We start from the raw sequence: 17,073 nt of genomic DNA on the forward strand, positions 1-17,073 counted from the left end.
TAAATTGGCACAGTAATTGCTTATATAATAAGTATAGAAATAATATATGTAGTAGTGAAAGGATGATGAAATAATGATCTCAGTAATAATAGGTACCCATGGTATGTTTTCAGAAGAAATTCTTAAATCAGCAGAAATGATTTTTGGAACTCAAGAAAATGTGGGTACTGTCACTTTTAAACCAGGTGAAGGTGTAGAAAACTTATTAGAAAAATATAATAAGCTTATAAATGAATTAGATTGCACAGATGGAGTTTTATTTATGGTAGACCTTTTTGGAGGAAGTCCATTTAATGCAGCTAGTATTATTGCAATGAAACATGACAATATGGAAATTGTAGCTGGAGTTAATCTTCCAATGATTTTAGAAACTTTGGGAAGTAGAGATTTTTCAAGCTTATCAGAATTATTAGCAATTGCAGAAAATTCAGGTAAAGAAGCTATAAGAGTTTTAACTAAAAATCCTGAGACAGATATAGATGATGAAATGGCATAAAATTTTTAAACATTTATAAAAAATTATATGTAATTTTATATAAAACAAATATAAATTGAAAAAGTGAGGTATAAGAAATGGAAATTAGTTTTGTAAGAATAGACGACAGATTAATACATGGACAAGTTGCAACAGTTTGGACAAAGGACAGTGGATGTAATAGAATAATGGCTGTTAGTGATGAAGTTGCAGCAGATGACTTAAGAAAACAATTGGTAATTCAAGTATCACCTCCAGGAATAAAAGCTTATGTAGTTACTATAGAAAAGGCAATATCTGCATACAAAGATCCTAAATTTGATAGTTTTAAAACTTTATTTTTATTCACAAACCCTACAGACGTACTTAGAATGGTTGAAGGCGGAGTAGATATTAAATCTGTAAACGTTGGTGGAATGTGCTTTAAAGCTGGTGACAAACAAATTACAAATGCATTATGTATGAATGATGTTGATATTGAAGCATTTAAAAAGCTTAATGAAAAAGGTATCGAATTAGAAGTAAGAAAATTAGCAAAAGATAACAAGATTAACTTAATGGATAGATTAAAAGAGTTAAAACTTATATAGATATAAAATTAAATTTTATATAATTAAAAGAAGAAAGAGAGGAATTATAATGAACACTTTACAATTAATTTTATTAGTAATAGTTGCAGCAATTGCTGGTATGGGAAGCGTACTTGATGAAGCACAATTTCACAGACCATTAGTTGCATGTACACTAGTCGGACTTGTACTTGGAGATATTCAAACAGGAATTATATTAGGTGGAACACTTGAAATGTTAGCACTTGGGTGGATGAATGTTGGTGCAGCAATGGCACCAGATGCAGCCCTTGCAAGTGTAATTTCAACAGTACTTGTAGTAGTTGGACATCAATCAATTGGAGCAGGTATAGCAGTAGCAATTCCAATTGCAGCAGCAGGACAAGTACTTACTATATTTGTAAGAACAATAACAGTATTTTTCCAACATTTAGCTGATAAATATGCAGAGACTGGTAATACAAGAGGCATAGAAATGTGTCATTTCTTAGGATTATCACTTCAAGGAATCCGTGTAGCTGTACCAGCTGCTATAGTAGGAATGCTAGCGGGTACAGATGCTGTAAACGCAATGCTTGCAGCTATTCCACCAGTAATTACAAGAGGACTTCAAGTATCCGGTGGATTTATAGTAGTTGTAGGATATGCAATGGTAATTAACATGATGAATATTAAGTCATTAATGCCATTCTTCTTTATTGGATTCATACTAGCAGCATTTACTGGTGTTAACTTGATTGGTTTTGGAGCAATAGGTGTTATTTGCGCTATATTCCACATTCAATCAATAGCAAAAGAAAGTAAAGTAGCAGTAGCTGGTGACTCGGATGGTATTGACGATTCAGACTTAATGTAAATAAAAAAAGGAGGATATTATAATGAGTGAAAAGAAATTAGATAGAAGTGATATAGTAAGCATGTTTATTCGTTCAAATTTTCTATTAGGATCATTCAACTTTGAAAGAATGCAAGCAATAGGATTTTGTGTAACGATGATACCAGCTTTGAAGAAGTTATATAAAGGTGACGAATTAAGTGAAGCACTTAAAAGACATTTAGAATTCTTTAATACACAACCATTCATGGCTACTCCAATTATGGGTATAACAGCAGCAATGGAAGAACAAAGAGCAAATGGTGCTGATATTAGTGAAGCATCAATCAGTGGTGTTAAGATTGGTCTTATGGGACCACTTGCTGGAGTTGGAGATCCAATATTCTGGGGAACTTTAAGACCTGTACTTGCAGCTTTAGGTGCTGGACTTGCACTTACTGGAAGCATTATTGGACCATTAATATTCTTCTTAGGATTTAATGCAATAAGACTTGCAACAAATTGGTATGGAATGTTCTACGGATATGAAAAAGGAACTCAATTAGTTTCTGATATGTCAGGAAATAAACTTAGATATCTTACAGAAGGATCGTCAGTACTTGGATTACTAGTTATAGGTGGTCTTGTTTCAAAATGGACAAGTATTAACATACCATTTGTTTTATCTAAATATACACAAGCTGATGGAAAAGAAGTTATTACAACTGTTCAAAGTGTATTAGATAGTTTAATGCCAGGATTAGTTCCACTTCTATTAACATTTGCATGTATGTACTTATTGAAGAAAAAAGTTAATCCATTGTTAATCATATTTGGATTATTTGCAGTAGGTATATTAGGAGTGGCTGCAGGTATATTACAATAATCAAAGATATAGATTTTTTCTATAATAGACTTTATTGACATATATAAAAAATAATAAATATAATATGAATAAAGAGGTACCTTCGAATGATTATCTAATAACATTTGAAGGTGCCTCTTTAAGGCACAATCAAAAAAATAACAAGTCCATTTGCCAGAAAAGTTCGTATATGCAGGAAAGTTCCGTATTGCAGCATAGCTGCTTTTTTCTAATTGCCCATTTTCCATCATAATGGAAGCTCGATTCGCATGCGCTCATTGAGTAAGCGATTCACACCAAATCATAGATTTGGGTTCACTGCTCATGTCGGCAAATTGACCTAATAGGCCCGCTATGAGGGCAATTTATCTCCTTGCCTGATGAAAAATATTCATGGCAACTTTGGACTTGTTATTTATTTTCATGTGCCTAATTAGAAATTATTTTATTATTTTCAATTCTTCGCATAATTCTTTTTCCATTTCATTTATATATTCATCTACATTCTTAGTTTTAATAGAATTTAAAATTATATTAATGCTTATAAAAGTTAGAAATATCAAACTTATTATTACCATATTAACACCTCACTCATTTGAAATTATTGCCAATATATTGGGGAAAATATCACGATATTTATAAGTTCAGGAAATATTATTTTTGCATTTTAGAGGTAGATTAGACGTTAAGGTTTAATCTACCTCTTTATTTAATATTAGGAGATACAGGATAGCTATGCATTTAGGATTATTGACGATAATTCCATATATTATACAAATAGAGTGAAATTTCTAGACTTTTATATTTATGTAACATATGATACATAAATATAAGGATAACTATAGTATTATTTAATTATGGAAATGAGATACTAATAATATTAAAAATAGAAAAATGGCTTAACTGCAATATATTAAGCCATTTTAAATTAGGAGGAAATACAATGAGTTTATATTTAGGAAAGGTACATTATTGGTTATTTAATAAGATCTTATGGTTTGAGGGATTAGAAAACGAAATAATTATTCTTGCAAAAAATGAAGGATTAGATATAGAGAAGTTAGGAAAGGATATTAATGATAAATATGGTGAGCAAACTCCAAAGCTTCCTTTAGAGGAAATGATTGATACAAGTAATATTCATGGATGGCTACAAGAAAAAATAAGTTCTGCTGAAGGAAGAATGGCAGCATGGACAACTACAGTTATTAAAAATAATAGTGAAGTTACTTCGAAAATGGAGAATATTTATACTGAGCAAGGAATAAAAGCAGCTAAGGAAGTAAAAGAAAAGGGAATAGAAATTGAAACAGCTGTAGATATATTTAATAGTATAAATGATTATATATTAGATGGAATGCCATGTGATAGAGTTAATGAAGTGGTTACATCAGAAGAAAACATTGTAGAGTGGAATAGAAGAATTTGTGTTCATGAAGATATATGGAATAAGGAACAAGGAAATGTTGAATATTTTTATAAATTAAGAAGCTTATGGATTAAAGCTTTTGTACATGAAATAAATTCGAATTTTGAGTATATTGAAAGAGAAGATGGGGTAAAAGTAATAACAAAAAAATAAGGCACTGGAGGAATAAAGATGAATGCTATAGATTTAATGATGGAAGAACATAAATATATTAAGCGTATGTTATTTGTTGTACGAAAATCATGTTTTAAAGTAGTTGAAGGTGAAGCTATAAATTATGAAGATTTTAATTCAATGATAAGTTTTATTAGGAATTTTGCAGATTCACATCATCATAAAAAAGAAGAAGTAATGCTTTTTAATAAAATGGTAGAGGAAATAGGAGAAACAGCAGAAAAAGTTATAAAACATGGGATGCTTGTAGAACATGACCTTGGAAGATTTTATATAAAGAGTCTTGAAGAAGCTTTAGAGGATTATAAAGGTGGAAATAAAGAAGCTATATTAGATATAATTGCAAATGCTATTTCTTATACTCATTTGCTAGAAAGGCATATTGATAAAGAAGATAAGGTTATATATAAATTTGCACAGAGAGAATTAAATGAAAATATTTTAAAAAATATAGATAACGAATGTGTAGAATTTGAAAATATAAATTCTACTGTAAAAGAAGAAAATATATCTATATTAGAGAGTTTAGAAATGAAATATAGATAACCACAGTGGAACTCATACGTATGCCTACATCCGCCGAAATTGAATACATGTTTGTTCCAGCGGACTAAGAAAATTTCGCTGGAAGCCACTAAATGGAAGGTTGCACCCATTTCTGCTTGCTCCTGAGGCAAGCTCAGGACAAGCAAAAATGGAACAACCCACCATTAAGTGGCTTCAACAGCTTATTTTCTAATGCCGCTTTCACGAACATGTATCCAATTTCTCTGTTTGTATATACGCCTAAGTATAGTAAATGTTGAATATAATACAAAGCATAAGTAAAATTTTAGTTGTGGGTATCTATATAATTAGGCACAATTAAAAATGTTATCAAATAAACGTAATATTTGTTCTAAAGTAATAGAATAAAATATTGCGTTTATTTTTTATTCTTTAAATTAGTGGTATAGATGAATAACTAAGATATTCTTAGCAAATAATAATAATGCAAGAATAATAAATAAAAATCTTAGTAAAAACAAAGAAAACGAGGTAAATGCTATGAGAAAAATGAAAACTATGGATGGTAATACAGCTGCTGCATATATATCTTATGCCTTCACAGAAGTAGCAGTAATTTTCCCTATAACTCCATCATCTCCGATGGCAGAACATGTGGATGAATGGGTTGCACAAGGTAAGAAAAATATTTTTGGTCAACCAGTAAAAGTTGTTGAATTGCAATCAGAAGCAGGTGCTGCAGGTGCACTTCATGGATCACTTCAAGCAGGTGCATTAACAAGCACTTATACAGCATCTCAAGGATTATTACTTATGATACCTAATATGTATAAGATAGCAGGAGAACTACTTCCATGCGTTATTCATGTGGCAGCTAGAGCACTTGCAACATCTTCACTAAACATATTTGGAGATCATCAAGATGTTATGGCCGCGAGGCAAACTGGCTTTGCAATGCTTGCAGAAACTTCTGTTCAAGAAGTTATGGATTTAAGTGGAGTTGCACATTTAGCTTCGTTAAAATCAAGAATGCCATTTATGAATTTCTTTGAAGGCTTTAGAACTTCACATGAAATACAAAAAATAGAAGTATTAGAGCAAGAAGAGCTTGCTAAATTAGTAGATTATAATGCTCTTGATGAGTTTAGAAAAAGAGCATTAAATCCAGATCATCCTGTTACAAGAGGAATGGCTCAAAATCCAGATATTTATTTCCAAACAAGGGAAGCTATAAATTCTTATTACGATGATATTCCAGAAATAGTAGAAGAATATATGAGCAAAATAACAAAACTTACTGGTAGAGAATACCATTGCTTTGATTACTATGGAGCACCTGATGCTGATAGAATTATAATTGCAATGGGATCTGTAAATGATGTTGTAGAAGAAACCGTTGATTACTTAAGTGCAAACAAACAAAAAGTAGGTCTTGTGAAAGTTAGATTATATAGGCCATTTTCTATGGAAAGATTATTAAAAGTTATTCCTAAAACTGTTCGAAAAATTGCAGTTTTAGATAGAACAAAGGAACCGGGTTCAATCGGAGAACCATTATACTTAGATGTATTAAGATGCTTCTTTGGTAAGGAAAATGCTCCTGATATTGTTGGTGGTAGATTTGGGCTTGGGTCAAAAGACCCAACACCAGTCCATATAGCTGCTGTTTTTGATAATCTAATATTAAGGGAACCAAAGAACAATTTCACAATTGGAATAATTGATGATGTTAGCAATACGTCCCTTAGACCACTTGACGATATAGATGCAACTCCAAAAGGAATTACATCATGTAAGTTCTGGGGGCTAGGCTCAGATGGTACTGTTGGAGCAAATAAAAGTGCTATTAAGATTATTGGAGATCATACGGATATGTATGCTCAAGGATATTTTGATTATGATTCTAAAAAATCTGGTGGTATAACAGTTTCACATTTAAGATTTGGTACTCAATTAATAAAATCACGTTATTTAATTGATAAAGCTGATTTTATTGCATGTCATAATCAATCATATGTTTATAAGTACCATGTACTTAGAGGTTTGAAAAAAGGTGGTAAGTTCTTACTTAATACAAAATGGACTCAAGAAGAACTGGATGAAAGATTACCTGCTTCAATGAAAAGATATATTGCAGTAAATGATATAGAATTTTATACAATAGATGGTGTTAAAATAGCTCAAAATGTTGGATTAGGTGGCAGGATAAATATGATAATGCAAGCTGCATTCTTTAAGATAGCTAATATAATTCCAATAGAAGATGCTGTTAAATACTTAAAAGAAGCAGTTGTTTCATCATATGGTAAAAAAGGTGAAAAGATTGTCAATATGAATAATCAGGCTATAGATGCAGGTACTGAAGGAATAGTAAAAATTACTGTTCCACTTGATTGGAGTACTGCAGAAGATGAAAAACTTGAACATAATGAAGATTTCCCAGAGTTTGTTAAAGAAATTGTAAAACCAATGAATAGGCTAGAAGGAGATTCTATGCCAGTTTCAACATTTATTAATGCTGGAATGCATGATGGTACCTTTATGCATGGAACAACAGCTTATGAAAAGAGAGGAATAGCTACAAATGTTCCAGAATGGATACCAGAAAATTGTATACAATGTAATCAATGTGCATTTGTATGTCCACATGCTACAATTAGAGCATTTTTATTAAATGATGAAGAAAAAGCCAAAGCTCCAGAAAGCGTGAAAACACTTGCTCCTAAAGGACTTAAAAGTGATGAAAATTTATATTTTTCAATTGGTGTTACTCCACTTGATTGTACTGGATGCGGAAATTGTGCACAAATATGTCCAGCACCAGGTAAAGCTTTAGTTATGAAATCACAAGATAGTCAACATGAACAAATAGAAGCTTGGAATTATACAATTGAAAAAGTAATTGTTAAAAATCCATTAAATAAAAATACTCTTAAAGGAAGTCAATTTGAAAGACCATTACTTGAATACAATGGCGCTTGTGCAGGTTGTGGTGAAACTCCATATGCAAGACTTGTAACTCAATTATTTGGAGATAGAATGATGATTGCCAATGCTACAGGATGTTCTTCAATTTGGGCTGCGAGCACACCAGCAAGTGCATACACAATTAATCAGCAAGGGCATGGACCAGCATGGGCTAATTCCTTATTTGAAGATAATGCTGAATTTGGATATGGAATGTATTTAGGTGTAAAAACTATAAGAGAAAGAATAGCTAATAACGCTTCACTTGCCCTTGAAAGTAATATATCAGAAAATAGTAAAACAGTACTAAAAGATTGGTTAGACAATAAAGATAATTCAGATGGTACTAGAGATAGAGCAAATAGATTAATAGAAGTTCTACAAAATGATAATAGTGAAATAGCTAAGGAGATTTTTAAAGATAAAGAATTCTTTGTTAAAAGATCACAATGGATATTTGGAGGTGATGGTTGGGCTTATGATATTGGATATGGTGGCCTTGACCATGTACTTGCAAGTAACGAAAATGTAAATGTCTTAGTATTTGATACAGAAATTTATTCAAATACAGGTGGTCAATCTTCAAAATCAACTCCAACAGCTGCAATAGCTAAATTTGCTGCATCTGGAAAGAGAACTAAGAAAAAAGATTTAGGAAGAATGGCAATGACGTATGGTTATGTGTATGTTGCTCAAATTTCTATGGGGGCAGATAAGAACCAAACTCTTAAGGCTATAACAGAGGCAGAAGATTATGATGGACCATCATTAATAATAGCGTACTCTACATGTATTAGTCATGGAATTAAAGTAGGAATGTCTAATTCTCAAGATGAAGAGAAAAAAGCTGTGGAATGTGGATATTGGCAACTTTATAGATATAATCCAGCATTAAAAGGAGAGAAAAATCCATTTATTTTGGATTCTAAAGATCCAAAGAGTAATTTCAAAGATTTCTTAATGGGAGAAGTTCGATATGCATCACTTGCTAAAGCATTCCCAGAAGAAGCAGATGCTTTATTTGAAAAAACAGAAGCAGATGCAATGGAAAGATTAGATATTTACAAGAGATTAGCTAGTCAAGAATAACAGATACAAAAATTTCCTAAATAATTAAATCCTTCATAAGAATTTATCTTGTGAGGGATTTTCTATTTTCTCATTTCTAAAAAATATGAAGCGTTATATAAATATAGTTTTCACCTTGGATATTTATAGAAATAATGATATAATCAAATTATATTGAAGAAAGGGTAAGGTAATTTCAGATATGAAAATGTAATCTACAATAAAAACTTAAGGTATAACAACAAAATTTAATTTATATGTAGAAGATTTGCTTTATAAAAATAGTAGTATTTTTTATAAGTTAGTTTATTACAGTGAATTTAAAAACCTAATTTTACAGGTGCTATTGTTATGCTTAAAATTAAGGAGAGTAGATTATAATCTAATAAATGATGATTTTACCGTGTATTAGTCTAAAAGTAAATTATAAACTTTAGCTTTTATAGCCTGATTTATATTGAAAATTTTACATTTAGAAAATACAAATTACTCAAAGATGATATAAAGCGCGGTTTTCATTATCAAAAATAGATATATACTCTCTCCTATTAAAGTAGGAGGGATTTTTTTATGCAATTAGCAAAATTAGATAATGTAAAGAAATATTATGGAGATAGATTAATTCTAGATATTAAAGATTTTAAAATCTTAGAAGAAGACAGAATTGGAATAGTTGGGGAAAATGGTGCTGGAAAAACAACTATGCTAAATATATTACTGAAGAATATTCAATGCGATGAAGGGCAAATATTTTTAACAGAAAGTTATTCATATATAAGTCAAATGGAAGAATATTTTGGTGAATGTGAAAAAAGCAAGGTCAAAAAATTATTTAATGCACCAGATAATTATGAAGATTTTTTATCTGGAGGAGAGAAAATAAAATTAAAAATAGCAAATGCTTTAAGTGAAAACAAAAAACTTATAATAGCAGATGAACCAACTTCAAATTTAGATGGTAAAAGTATTAAAGTTCTTGAAACTATGTTAAAAAATTATAAAGGTGCATTATTACTTGTATCTCATGATAGGGAGATTTTAGATTCATTATGCAATACTATTGTTGAAATAGAAGATGGGAAAATATCAGTATACAAAGGCAATTATTCTAAGTATTTAGAATTAAAAAGTATAGAAAGAAAAAGAGAAGAAACTGAGCATAATGAATATTTAATTGAAAAGAAGAAACTTGAAAATGCAGTTATAGGAAAAAAAGAATTAAGCGACAGTATAAGAAAGACTCCAAAGAGAATGGGAAATTCAGAAGCAAGACTTCATAAAATGGGTGGACAAAAGCAAAAAGGAAAAATTGATAAAAATATAAAAGCACTTAAAAGTAGAATTGATCATTTAGAAGTTAAGGAAAAACCAAAAACTATAAATGAAACTAAGATAAATATACAAGCTGGTATGGAGATAATATCTAAAAATATTATAGAGGTTAATAAGCTGAATTTATCTGTAGATAATAAGTTGTTAATAAAGGATGCTATTTTTAAAATTAAAAGAGGGCGAAAAGTAGGAATAATAGGTGACAATGGCTGTGGGAAAACTACTTTATTAAAGGAAATATTAAAAAGAGAAAATGAGAATATTAAAGTTGCGAGCAGAGTAACAATAGGATATTTTGATCAAGGCCAAAGCATATTACAAAAAGAAAAAAGCATTTTAGATAATGTTAGAGAAAATTGTTCATATGAACAGAGCTTTGTAAGAATTAACTTAGATAATTTTGGATTTAAAGGTGAAGAGGTTTATAAAACTGTCAACACTTTAAGCGGAGGGGAAAAAGTTAAGGTGGCTCTTTGCAAAGTACTACTCAGTGATAACAATATTCTGATATTAGATGAACCTACAAATTATTTAGATATTAAAGCTATGGAAGCGTTGGAAAAAGCGCTTAAAAATACAGAAAAAACAGTAATTATAGTATGTCATGATAGAAAATTTATAGAAAATATATGTGATTATATAATCGAAATAAAAGATAAAAATGTTAATGAGTTTGATGGAAGTTATAAGGAATATATTAAGGTAAAGAATAGACCTGAAATAAACAAAACTGAAAAAATAAATACAGAAAAATTGTTGCTGATACAAATTAAATTTTCTGAAGTAATTTCTATGTTATCAATAGAAAAGGATATATGTAAAAGAGAAAATCTGGAGTATGAATATAATAAGCTATTAAAGGATATTAGAGAATTAAAAAATTAAACAATATTTTAAGGCGATTTTAACACTATCTTAAAACAAATTCTGTAAAATTGTAGAGGAGAATATGTATGGAAAATAGACTTATATTGGTAGAAGGAATGCCAGGTTCAGGTAAATCAACGATTTCAAAAAAGATAAAAGATTATATTGAGAGTAATGGGCTAGACGTAGTTTTGTATAATGAAGGGGATATACATCCAGCCGATATGGCTTGGAATGCTCTTTTAACTAAAGAAGAATATAATAATATAATTAATGAGAATAAAGAATATGAGAATGCAATAAATGAAAACAGTATATGTGAAGATGGTTATGTAATAGTAGCGTATACAAAATTAGGGTTACCTGAAGACAAAAAAGAATTAATGAATAGGTTTGAAGCTCATGAAGTTTATGATGGAAGGGTTACTTGTGATTTATTTAAAGAACTTCATTTAAAGAGATGGAAGAAATTTTCAGAAAAAATGAAAGAAGATAAGAATAAGATTGTAATATTTGAATGTGCATTTCTACAAAATCATGTAAATGAATTATTAGCAGTACATGAAAAAGATTTGAACTATATAAAAGAATACTTAAAAGAATTAATAGAAACAGTTAGAGCACTTGAGCCGAAAATTATCTATCTGAATCAGCTATCTGTAAAAGAGACTTTAAATAGAGTAGCTAAAGAACGTGTTAGTGATAATAAAGAAGTATATCCTGATTGGATAGATATAATTATAGAGTATTTCGAAAACTCAAATTATGGAAAGCATAATAATATAAATGGATTTGATGGATTAGTTAGATATTTTGAGAAGAGGCAAGAAATTGAATTAAAGATTATAGAAAATTTATCAATAGACAATTTAATAGTTTATAATCATAATTATGACTGGAAGGATATTTCCCATAATATATTAAATGATATTAATTAGATAATTAGTAAATATATTAGAAATGGTTTATAATACTAGAGGAAATTGATGGGATTAACTTATATGATAAGGGGACGAAATAAAAATGTTATTAAGAAAAATAATTTATGTTTTTTATGTACTATTAGTATTAATTAAAGGGTTAAAATATGAATGCATTAGAAGATTTAAGGGTAAGGTTTTAGCATTAGAGTATGCACAAAAAACAACTTATCTTTGGTGTAAATTTACTATAAAAATTATAGGTATAGACTTAGAAGTAAAAGGTTTGGAGAATATACCAGAAGAGCCATGTGTATTTATAGGTAATCATTCAAGCATATTAGATATACCTATATTGCTTTGTACTGTAAACCGAAATATAGGATTCATATCTAAAAAAGAAATTTTGAAGACTCCAATAATAGGTTATTGGCTAACAAGGACTAACTGTGTGGCAATGGATAGAGAAAATCCAAGAACAGCGCTTAAAGCTATTAATGATGCGGTAGAAAATTTAAAATATGGAAGTTCCATGGCTATATTTCCAGAGGGGACTAGAAATAAAGAAGGAAAAGTTGGGGAATTTAAAAAAGGTAGTTTAAAGCTTGCAACTAAGGCTAAAGTGAAAATAGTACCAGTAAGTATAGAGAGAGCATCTAGAGCTTTTGAAGACACTAAAGAATTTGTGCCTACAAAGATAAAACTTGTATTTGGAGAAGCACTAAACACTAATAATTTATCAAAAGAAGAAGAACTAAATTTGATAGAGAATATAAGAAATACTATTATATCTAATTTAAAATAATGAAAAATTAAGTTATTGAATATATCCGTACGAAATAAAGGGTACTCTGCTGTTCCAGTTACTTTAGAACAACAGAGTACTCTTTATTTTTAGTTTCATATATATAGTAATATCATTATTCACCATACTTTTTTCTTAAAAGTTTAATAGCAACAAAGAATAATGTGTCATAAATATTTTACTTTGATTTAATGAAATATTAAATCTATTTAACAATACATGTACTTAAATTTAGCATAAGTTTGAGAAAATTAAGGTACAAAAAAAAGGATGGTGAAAGGCTATGAATCCAAAAGAACTAACTCAAAAAACAATAAAAGATATAATTAAAAGAAAATCACAAGGTGAAAATGAATTTAAAGCATATCGAAGTGAACAAACTGTTAGAAAAATGAGAAATTGGAGTGTAAGAGTTGGAGGTTGCAGATGGTAATAGCTAGAATAAATTTATAGAAAACATGATATAGATAATAAGAATTACTATAGGATAATAATTTAAAATATTTAGAAGGAATCCACTTACTTTTGTGTAATTAGTTATAGGAGAGGTGGTGAGGATATGGATTTAAATATAGAATCATGGATTATAGATTATTCATATAAACTATGTCCTAAAAAAATAGTTCAAGAAGAGGTAAACGAAGAAATAGAAAATATAGTAATAGCAGTAAATAAACAATTAAATAAGAGGAAAAGTGATAAACTGGTTGTTCTTATAAAAGAGAAAAATATTATACAGTTCCCAACTAGGAAATTGGATATAATTATTGGGTATGAAGTAAACAAGGAGCAAAATAAATTATTAATGCAAGTATACGATAATTTGGAAACAATGAGTTTTTCAGATTCTATAGAAATAACTTGTTTTAGCAAAGAATATCAAGTTAAAGGTACAGTTTTATTAAGAAATGTTGACAAATCTTATGAAAATTTAAAAGAAGCTATTAATTTTGCTATTAGTGAAATATTAAAAAATAAAGCAAGATAACAAACTAAAAGAACTCTAGTAAATAGGGTTCTTTTATTACTTTGAATTAAATTTATGATATACTTTTAGTAATTAGGCACATGAAAAGGATGATTTTATGAAGAAGACAATAGGGGTGCTAGCTCATGTTGATGCAGGTAAAACTACATTTTCTGAACAAGTACTTTTTCATACACATAGCATAAGAAATAGAGGACGCGTGGATCACAAAGATGCATTTTTAGATAGCCATAGTATTGAAAAATCGCGGGGAATTACTGTGTTTTCTGATCAAGGAATATTTGAATTTAAGGATTCTACTTATTATTTAGTTGATACTCCAGGTCATATTGATTTTAGCTGCGAAATGGAACGAGCAATACAAATCATGGATTATGCAATAATTATTGTAAGTAGCGTTGAAGGAGTGCAAGGACATACAAAGACAGTTTGGAAGTTACTTAGAAAATATAATGTCTCAACTATGTTTTTTATTAATAAATTAGACAGAGTTGGAGCTGACAAAGATAGAGTTCTTAAAGAAATAAGAAGAGATTTAACTAAAGATGTATGTTATATAGAAAATAACTTTGTACATAGTGATCACGAGGAAGATAGAGTAAATTATGTAAAAGACGACAACAATTTAATAAATTATGATGAATTTGAATTAAGTGAGGAGCTTATAGAGTTTATAAGTGAATATGATGATGAACTTTTAGAAAAGTATCTTGAAGGCGCTTATGATTGTAAACTTTGGATTGAAACGTTTAAAGTCCTTATAAAAGAAAATAAGGTGTTTCCGTGTTTTGGAGGTTCAGCACTTCAAGATGCAGGAATAGTGGAATTTTTAAATGTTTTAGATAAGTTAACATACACTGATTATAATGAAAATGAAGAATTTTCAGGGCGTGTATATAAGATAAGGCATGATGAAAATGGCAACAGAATAACATTCATTAAAGGAATAACAGGAACATTGAAAGTTAGAGATGAAATTTCTTATGGCAAAGAAATACAAGATATATTAAATTTAGATGTTGAAATTAATAATACAGAAACAAATCAAGGTGAAACTCGGGAAAAGGTAAGTAGTATAAGAATATATAATGGAAGTAAATTTAAGGCTGTAGATAAAGTTTGCGCTGGAGATTTATTCGCAGTTTCAGGAATTTCAAAGGCTATAGCTGGTGATGGAGTTGGGACTTTAAAAGAAAAAACTCACTATGAAATGATTCCAACTTTAATGTCTAAAATTATTTTTGATAAAGGTTGCAATGTACGGGAAGTCTTAGGTTACTTCAAAATTTTAGAAGCTGAAGATCCAGCATTAAATATAATCTGGAATGAAGCGCTTCAAGAAATGCATGTACATATTATGGGCAAAATTCAATTGGAAATTTTAAAAGATGTGGTAGAAGAAAGATTTAATTTAAAAATTGAATTTGGACCATGTCAAATACTTTATAAAGAAACAATAGCTGAAAAAACTATAGGTTGTGGTCATTTTGAGCCCTTAAGACATTATGCAGAGGTACATTTAAAGATTGAACCATTACATAGAAATAGTGGTATTGTTTTTGAAAATAAATGTCATGCAGATAATTTAACAGTGGGACATCAAAATTTAGTTAGAACTCATATTTTTGAAAGAGAACATCATGGACTTTTAACAGGTTCATGTTTAACAGATATAAAAGTAACCCTTTTAACTGGTAGAGCTCACAATAAGCATACTTGTGGGGGAGATTTTAGAGAAGCAACTTTTAGAGCATTAAGACAAGGCTTAGAAAAAGTAGAAAATGTATTATTAGAACCTTATTATAAATTTACAATAGAAGTTTCAAATGAATATATAGGAAGAGTTTTATCTGATATTCAAAAATTATTTGGAACTTTTGAGCCTGCGCAAATTGAAGAGGACAAAGTTATTATAAATGGAAGAGGTCCTGTGGCTACATTTATGAATTATAGCACAGAGGTTGTAGCGTTTACTAAAGGAAAAGGAAGTATAACCTTAATATATGATGGATACGATGTTTGTCATAATAGTGAAGAAGTAATAGAAAATAAAGAATACAATAAGAATGCAGATATAGAATATATTTCAACATCAGTCTTTTGTTCACATGGGCAAGGATATTTAGTAACCTTTGATAAAGCTGATGCAGCAATGCATTGTGAAATAGAAATGTGGGAGAAATAATGAAATTGAAATTTGAATATAAAGATAAAGAAATAGAATTTATTATAATACGCAGAAAAAGGAAGAGTATTTCCATAAAAATAGAGTCAACTGGACAGGTTATTGTAAGTGTACCTTTAAGAATTAATAAGGAAGAGATTTTGCAAGCTGTGAAGAGTAAATCTGATTGGATTGTAAAGAATCAAGCTGAAATAAAAAAAAGAGGGTTAAAGAAAATTACTAGAGAAATTAGTGAAGGCAGCACATTTATGTATCTAGGAGAAGAATATCCTTTACATTTGATTTTTGATGAAGGTATCCAAAACATAACTGTTGAACTTAGTAAAGAAGCCCTTGAAAGACAGAGGTTTATAATACATGCAAATACAATGGATGTAGAAAAAATAAAAATGGCTTTTGAAAAATGGTATAGGGAAGAAACTCTTAAAATAGTCACAAAAAGAATAGATTATTATGCAGACAATTTTAAAGATAAAGTTACAAATATAAGAGTCAAGGAACAAAAAAGAAGATGGGCAAGTTGTACTGGCAAAAATGCCATTCTTTTTAACTGGAGAATTAGTATGGCAAGAGCTGATGTTTTAGATTATATTGTAGTTCATGAAATGTGCCATATGGATCATAGAAATCATTCCAAATATTTTTGGAATAGAGTAGAAGAAATAATGCCAAATTATAAAGAAAAGCATGCTTGGCTAAAAACAAATGGTATGAATTTATATTTGTAGATAATATATACTGCAAAAATTGAATCATTGTAATAGGGCACAATCAAAAAAATAACAAGTCCATTTACCAGCGTGTTTTCCATCATAAAGGAAGCTCGACTCGCATACGCTCTTCTTGAGTAAGCGAGTCACACAAAATCATAGATTTTGGTTCTCTGCTCATCGGCAAATTGACCTAATAGGACCGCTATGAGGGCAATTAGTCTCCTTGCATGATGAAAAATATTCATGGCAACTTTGGACTTGTTATTTATTTTCATGTGCCTAGTATAAAATAGGCAAATATTAAATCATAAGGTGATTAAAGAAATTTAAGGATATATAATAAAATAATTATAAAAGTGGTATAAATGTGTTAAAATAAGATGAAAAAAGTTAAT

Annotated in this window: 15 protein-coding genes; 14 read left to right on the forward strand and 1 reads right to left on the reverse strand. The window is 29.5% G+C overall.

Annotated elements, in window-relative coordinates; genetic code table 11:
* The first annotated feature begins 73 nt into the window (after nt 1-73).
* The 4 genes from psyc5s11_RS11105 (at nt 74) to manZ (ending at nt 2,744) form a co-directional block, all read left to right on the forward strand.
* A complete protein-coding gene (locus psyc5s11_RS11105) occupies nt 74-496 on the forward strand; it encodes a PTS sugar transporter subunit IIA (RefSeq protein WP_224037646.1) in 423 nt (140 codons plus the stop codon).
* Between the two features lie 77 nt (nt 497-573).
* Complete coding sequence (locus tag psyc5s11_RS11110; RefSeq protein ID WP_224037647.1) at nt 574-1,065, forward strand: mannose/fructose/sorbose PTS transporter subunit IIB; 492 nt, start codon at nt 574-576, stop codon at nt 1,063-1,065.
* A gap of 49 nt (nt 1,066-1,114) precedes the next feature.
* On the forward strand, nt 1,115-1,900 hold the full coding sequence (locus psyc5s11_RS11115) for a PTS mannose/fructose/sorbose transporter subunit IIC (RefSeq protein WP_224034966.1): 786 nt from the start codon (nt 1,115-1,117) through the stop codon (nt 1,898-1,900).
* Between the two features lie 22 nt (nt 1,901-1,922).
* A complete protein-coding gene (manZ, locus tag psyc5s11_RS11120; RefSeq protein WP_224037648.1) occupies nt 1,923-2,744 on the forward strand; it encodes a PTS mannose transporter subunit IID in 822 nt (273 codons plus the stop codon).
* A gap of 419 nt (nt 2,745-3,163) precedes the next feature.
* On the opposite strand, the gene psyc5s11_RS11125 is transcribed toward manZ, so the two are convergent.
* Nucleotides 3,164-3,301 carry a hypothetical protein gene (locus tag psyc5s11_RS11125; RefSeq protein WP_224037649.1) on the reverse strand — a complete coding sequence of 46 codons (138 nt, stop codon included), beginning with the start codon at nt 3,299-3,301 and terminating at the stop codon, nt 3,164-3,166.
* Between the two features lie 365 nt (nt 3,302-3,666).
* On the opposite strand from psyc5s11_RS11125, the gene psyc5s11_RS11130 reads away from it, so the two are divergent.
* From psyc5s11_RS11130 to psyc5s11_RS11175, 10 genes are all read left to right on the forward strand, one after another.
* A complete protein-coding gene (locus tag psyc5s11_RS11130) occupies nt 3,667-4,305 on the forward strand; it encodes a hypothetical protein (RefSeq protein ID WP_224037650.1) in 639 nt (212 codons plus the stop codon).
* Nucleotides 4,306-4,323: 18 nt separating this feature from the next.
* Complete coding sequence (locus tag psyc5s11_RS11135; RefSeq protein WP_224037651.1) at nt 4,324-4,872, forward strand: hemerythrin domain-containing protein; 549 nt, start codon at nt 4,324-4,326, stop codon at nt 4,870-4,872.
* A gap of 501 nt (nt 4,873-5,373) precedes the next feature.
* The gene (gene nifJ / locus psyc5s11_RS11140) at nt 5,374-8,889 is read left to right on the forward strand and encodes a pyruvate:ferredoxin (flavodoxin) oxidoreductase (protein WP_224037652.1); all 3,516 of its coding nucleotides are present in this window, start codon (nt 5,374-5,376) and stop codon (nt 8,887-8,889) included.
* A 549-nt stretch (nt 8,890-9,438) separates the two neighbouring features.
* Complete coding sequence (gene cplR / locus psyc5s11_RS11145; protein WP_224037653.1) at nt 9,439-11,085, forward strand: ABC-F type ribosomal protection protein CplR; 1,647 nt, start codon at nt 9,439-9,441, stop codon at nt 11,083-11,085.
* Nucleotides 11,086-11,153: 68 nt separating this feature from the next.
* The gene (locus psyc5s11_RS11150) at nt 11,154-12,005 is read left to right on the forward strand and encodes a P-loop NTPase family protein (protein WP_224037654.1); all 852 of its coding nucleotides are present in this window, start codon (nt 11,154-11,156) and stop codon (nt 12,003-12,005) included.
* Between the two features lie 85 nt (nt 12,006-12,090).
* Nucleotides 12,091-12,792 (forward strand): lysophospholipid acyltransferase family protein, encoded by a 702-nt coding sequence (locus tag psyc5s11_RS11155; RefSeq protein WP_224037655.1) that lies wholly within the window; start codon nt 12,091-12,093, stop codon nt 12,790-12,792.
* A gap of 283 nt (nt 12,793-13,075) precedes the next feature.
* Entirely contained in the window at nt 13,076-13,225 is a 150-nt protein-coding gene (locus psyc5s11_RS11160) for a hypothetical protein (RefSeq protein ID WP_224037656.1), read from the forward strand.
* Nucleotides 13,226-13,351: 126 nt separating this feature from the next.
* Nucleotides 13,352-13,780 carry a hypothetical protein gene (locus psyc5s11_RS11165; protein WP_224037657.1) on the forward strand — a complete coding sequence of 143 codons (429 nt, stop codon included), beginning with the start codon at nt 13,352-13,354 and terminating at the stop codon, nt 13,778-13,780.
* A 97-nt stretch (nt 13,781-13,877) separates the two neighbouring features.
* The gene (locus psyc5s11_RS11170) at nt 13,878-15,965 is read left to right on the forward strand and encodes a GTP-binding protein (protein ID WP_224037658.1); all 2,088 of its coding nucleotides are present in this window, start codon (nt 13,878-13,880) and stop codon (nt 15,963-15,965) included.
* The gene (locus tag psyc5s11_RS11175; protein ID WP_224037659.1) at nt 15,965-16,693 is read left to right on the forward strand and encodes a M48 family metallopeptidase; all 729 of its coding nucleotides are present in this window, start codon (nt 15,965-15,967) and stop codon (nt 16,691-16,693) included. The genes psyc5s11_RS11170 and psyc5s11_RS11175 overlap by 1 nt, the downstream gene beginning before the upstream one ends.
* Nucleotides 16,694-17,073 lie beyond the last annotated feature (380 nt).

It is taken from the genome of Clostridium gelidum, from assembly GCF_019977655.1.
In the GTDB taxonomy this organism is placed as follows: domain Bacteria; phylum Bacillota; class Clostridia; order Clostridiales; family Clostridiaceae; genus Clostridium; species Clostridium gelidum.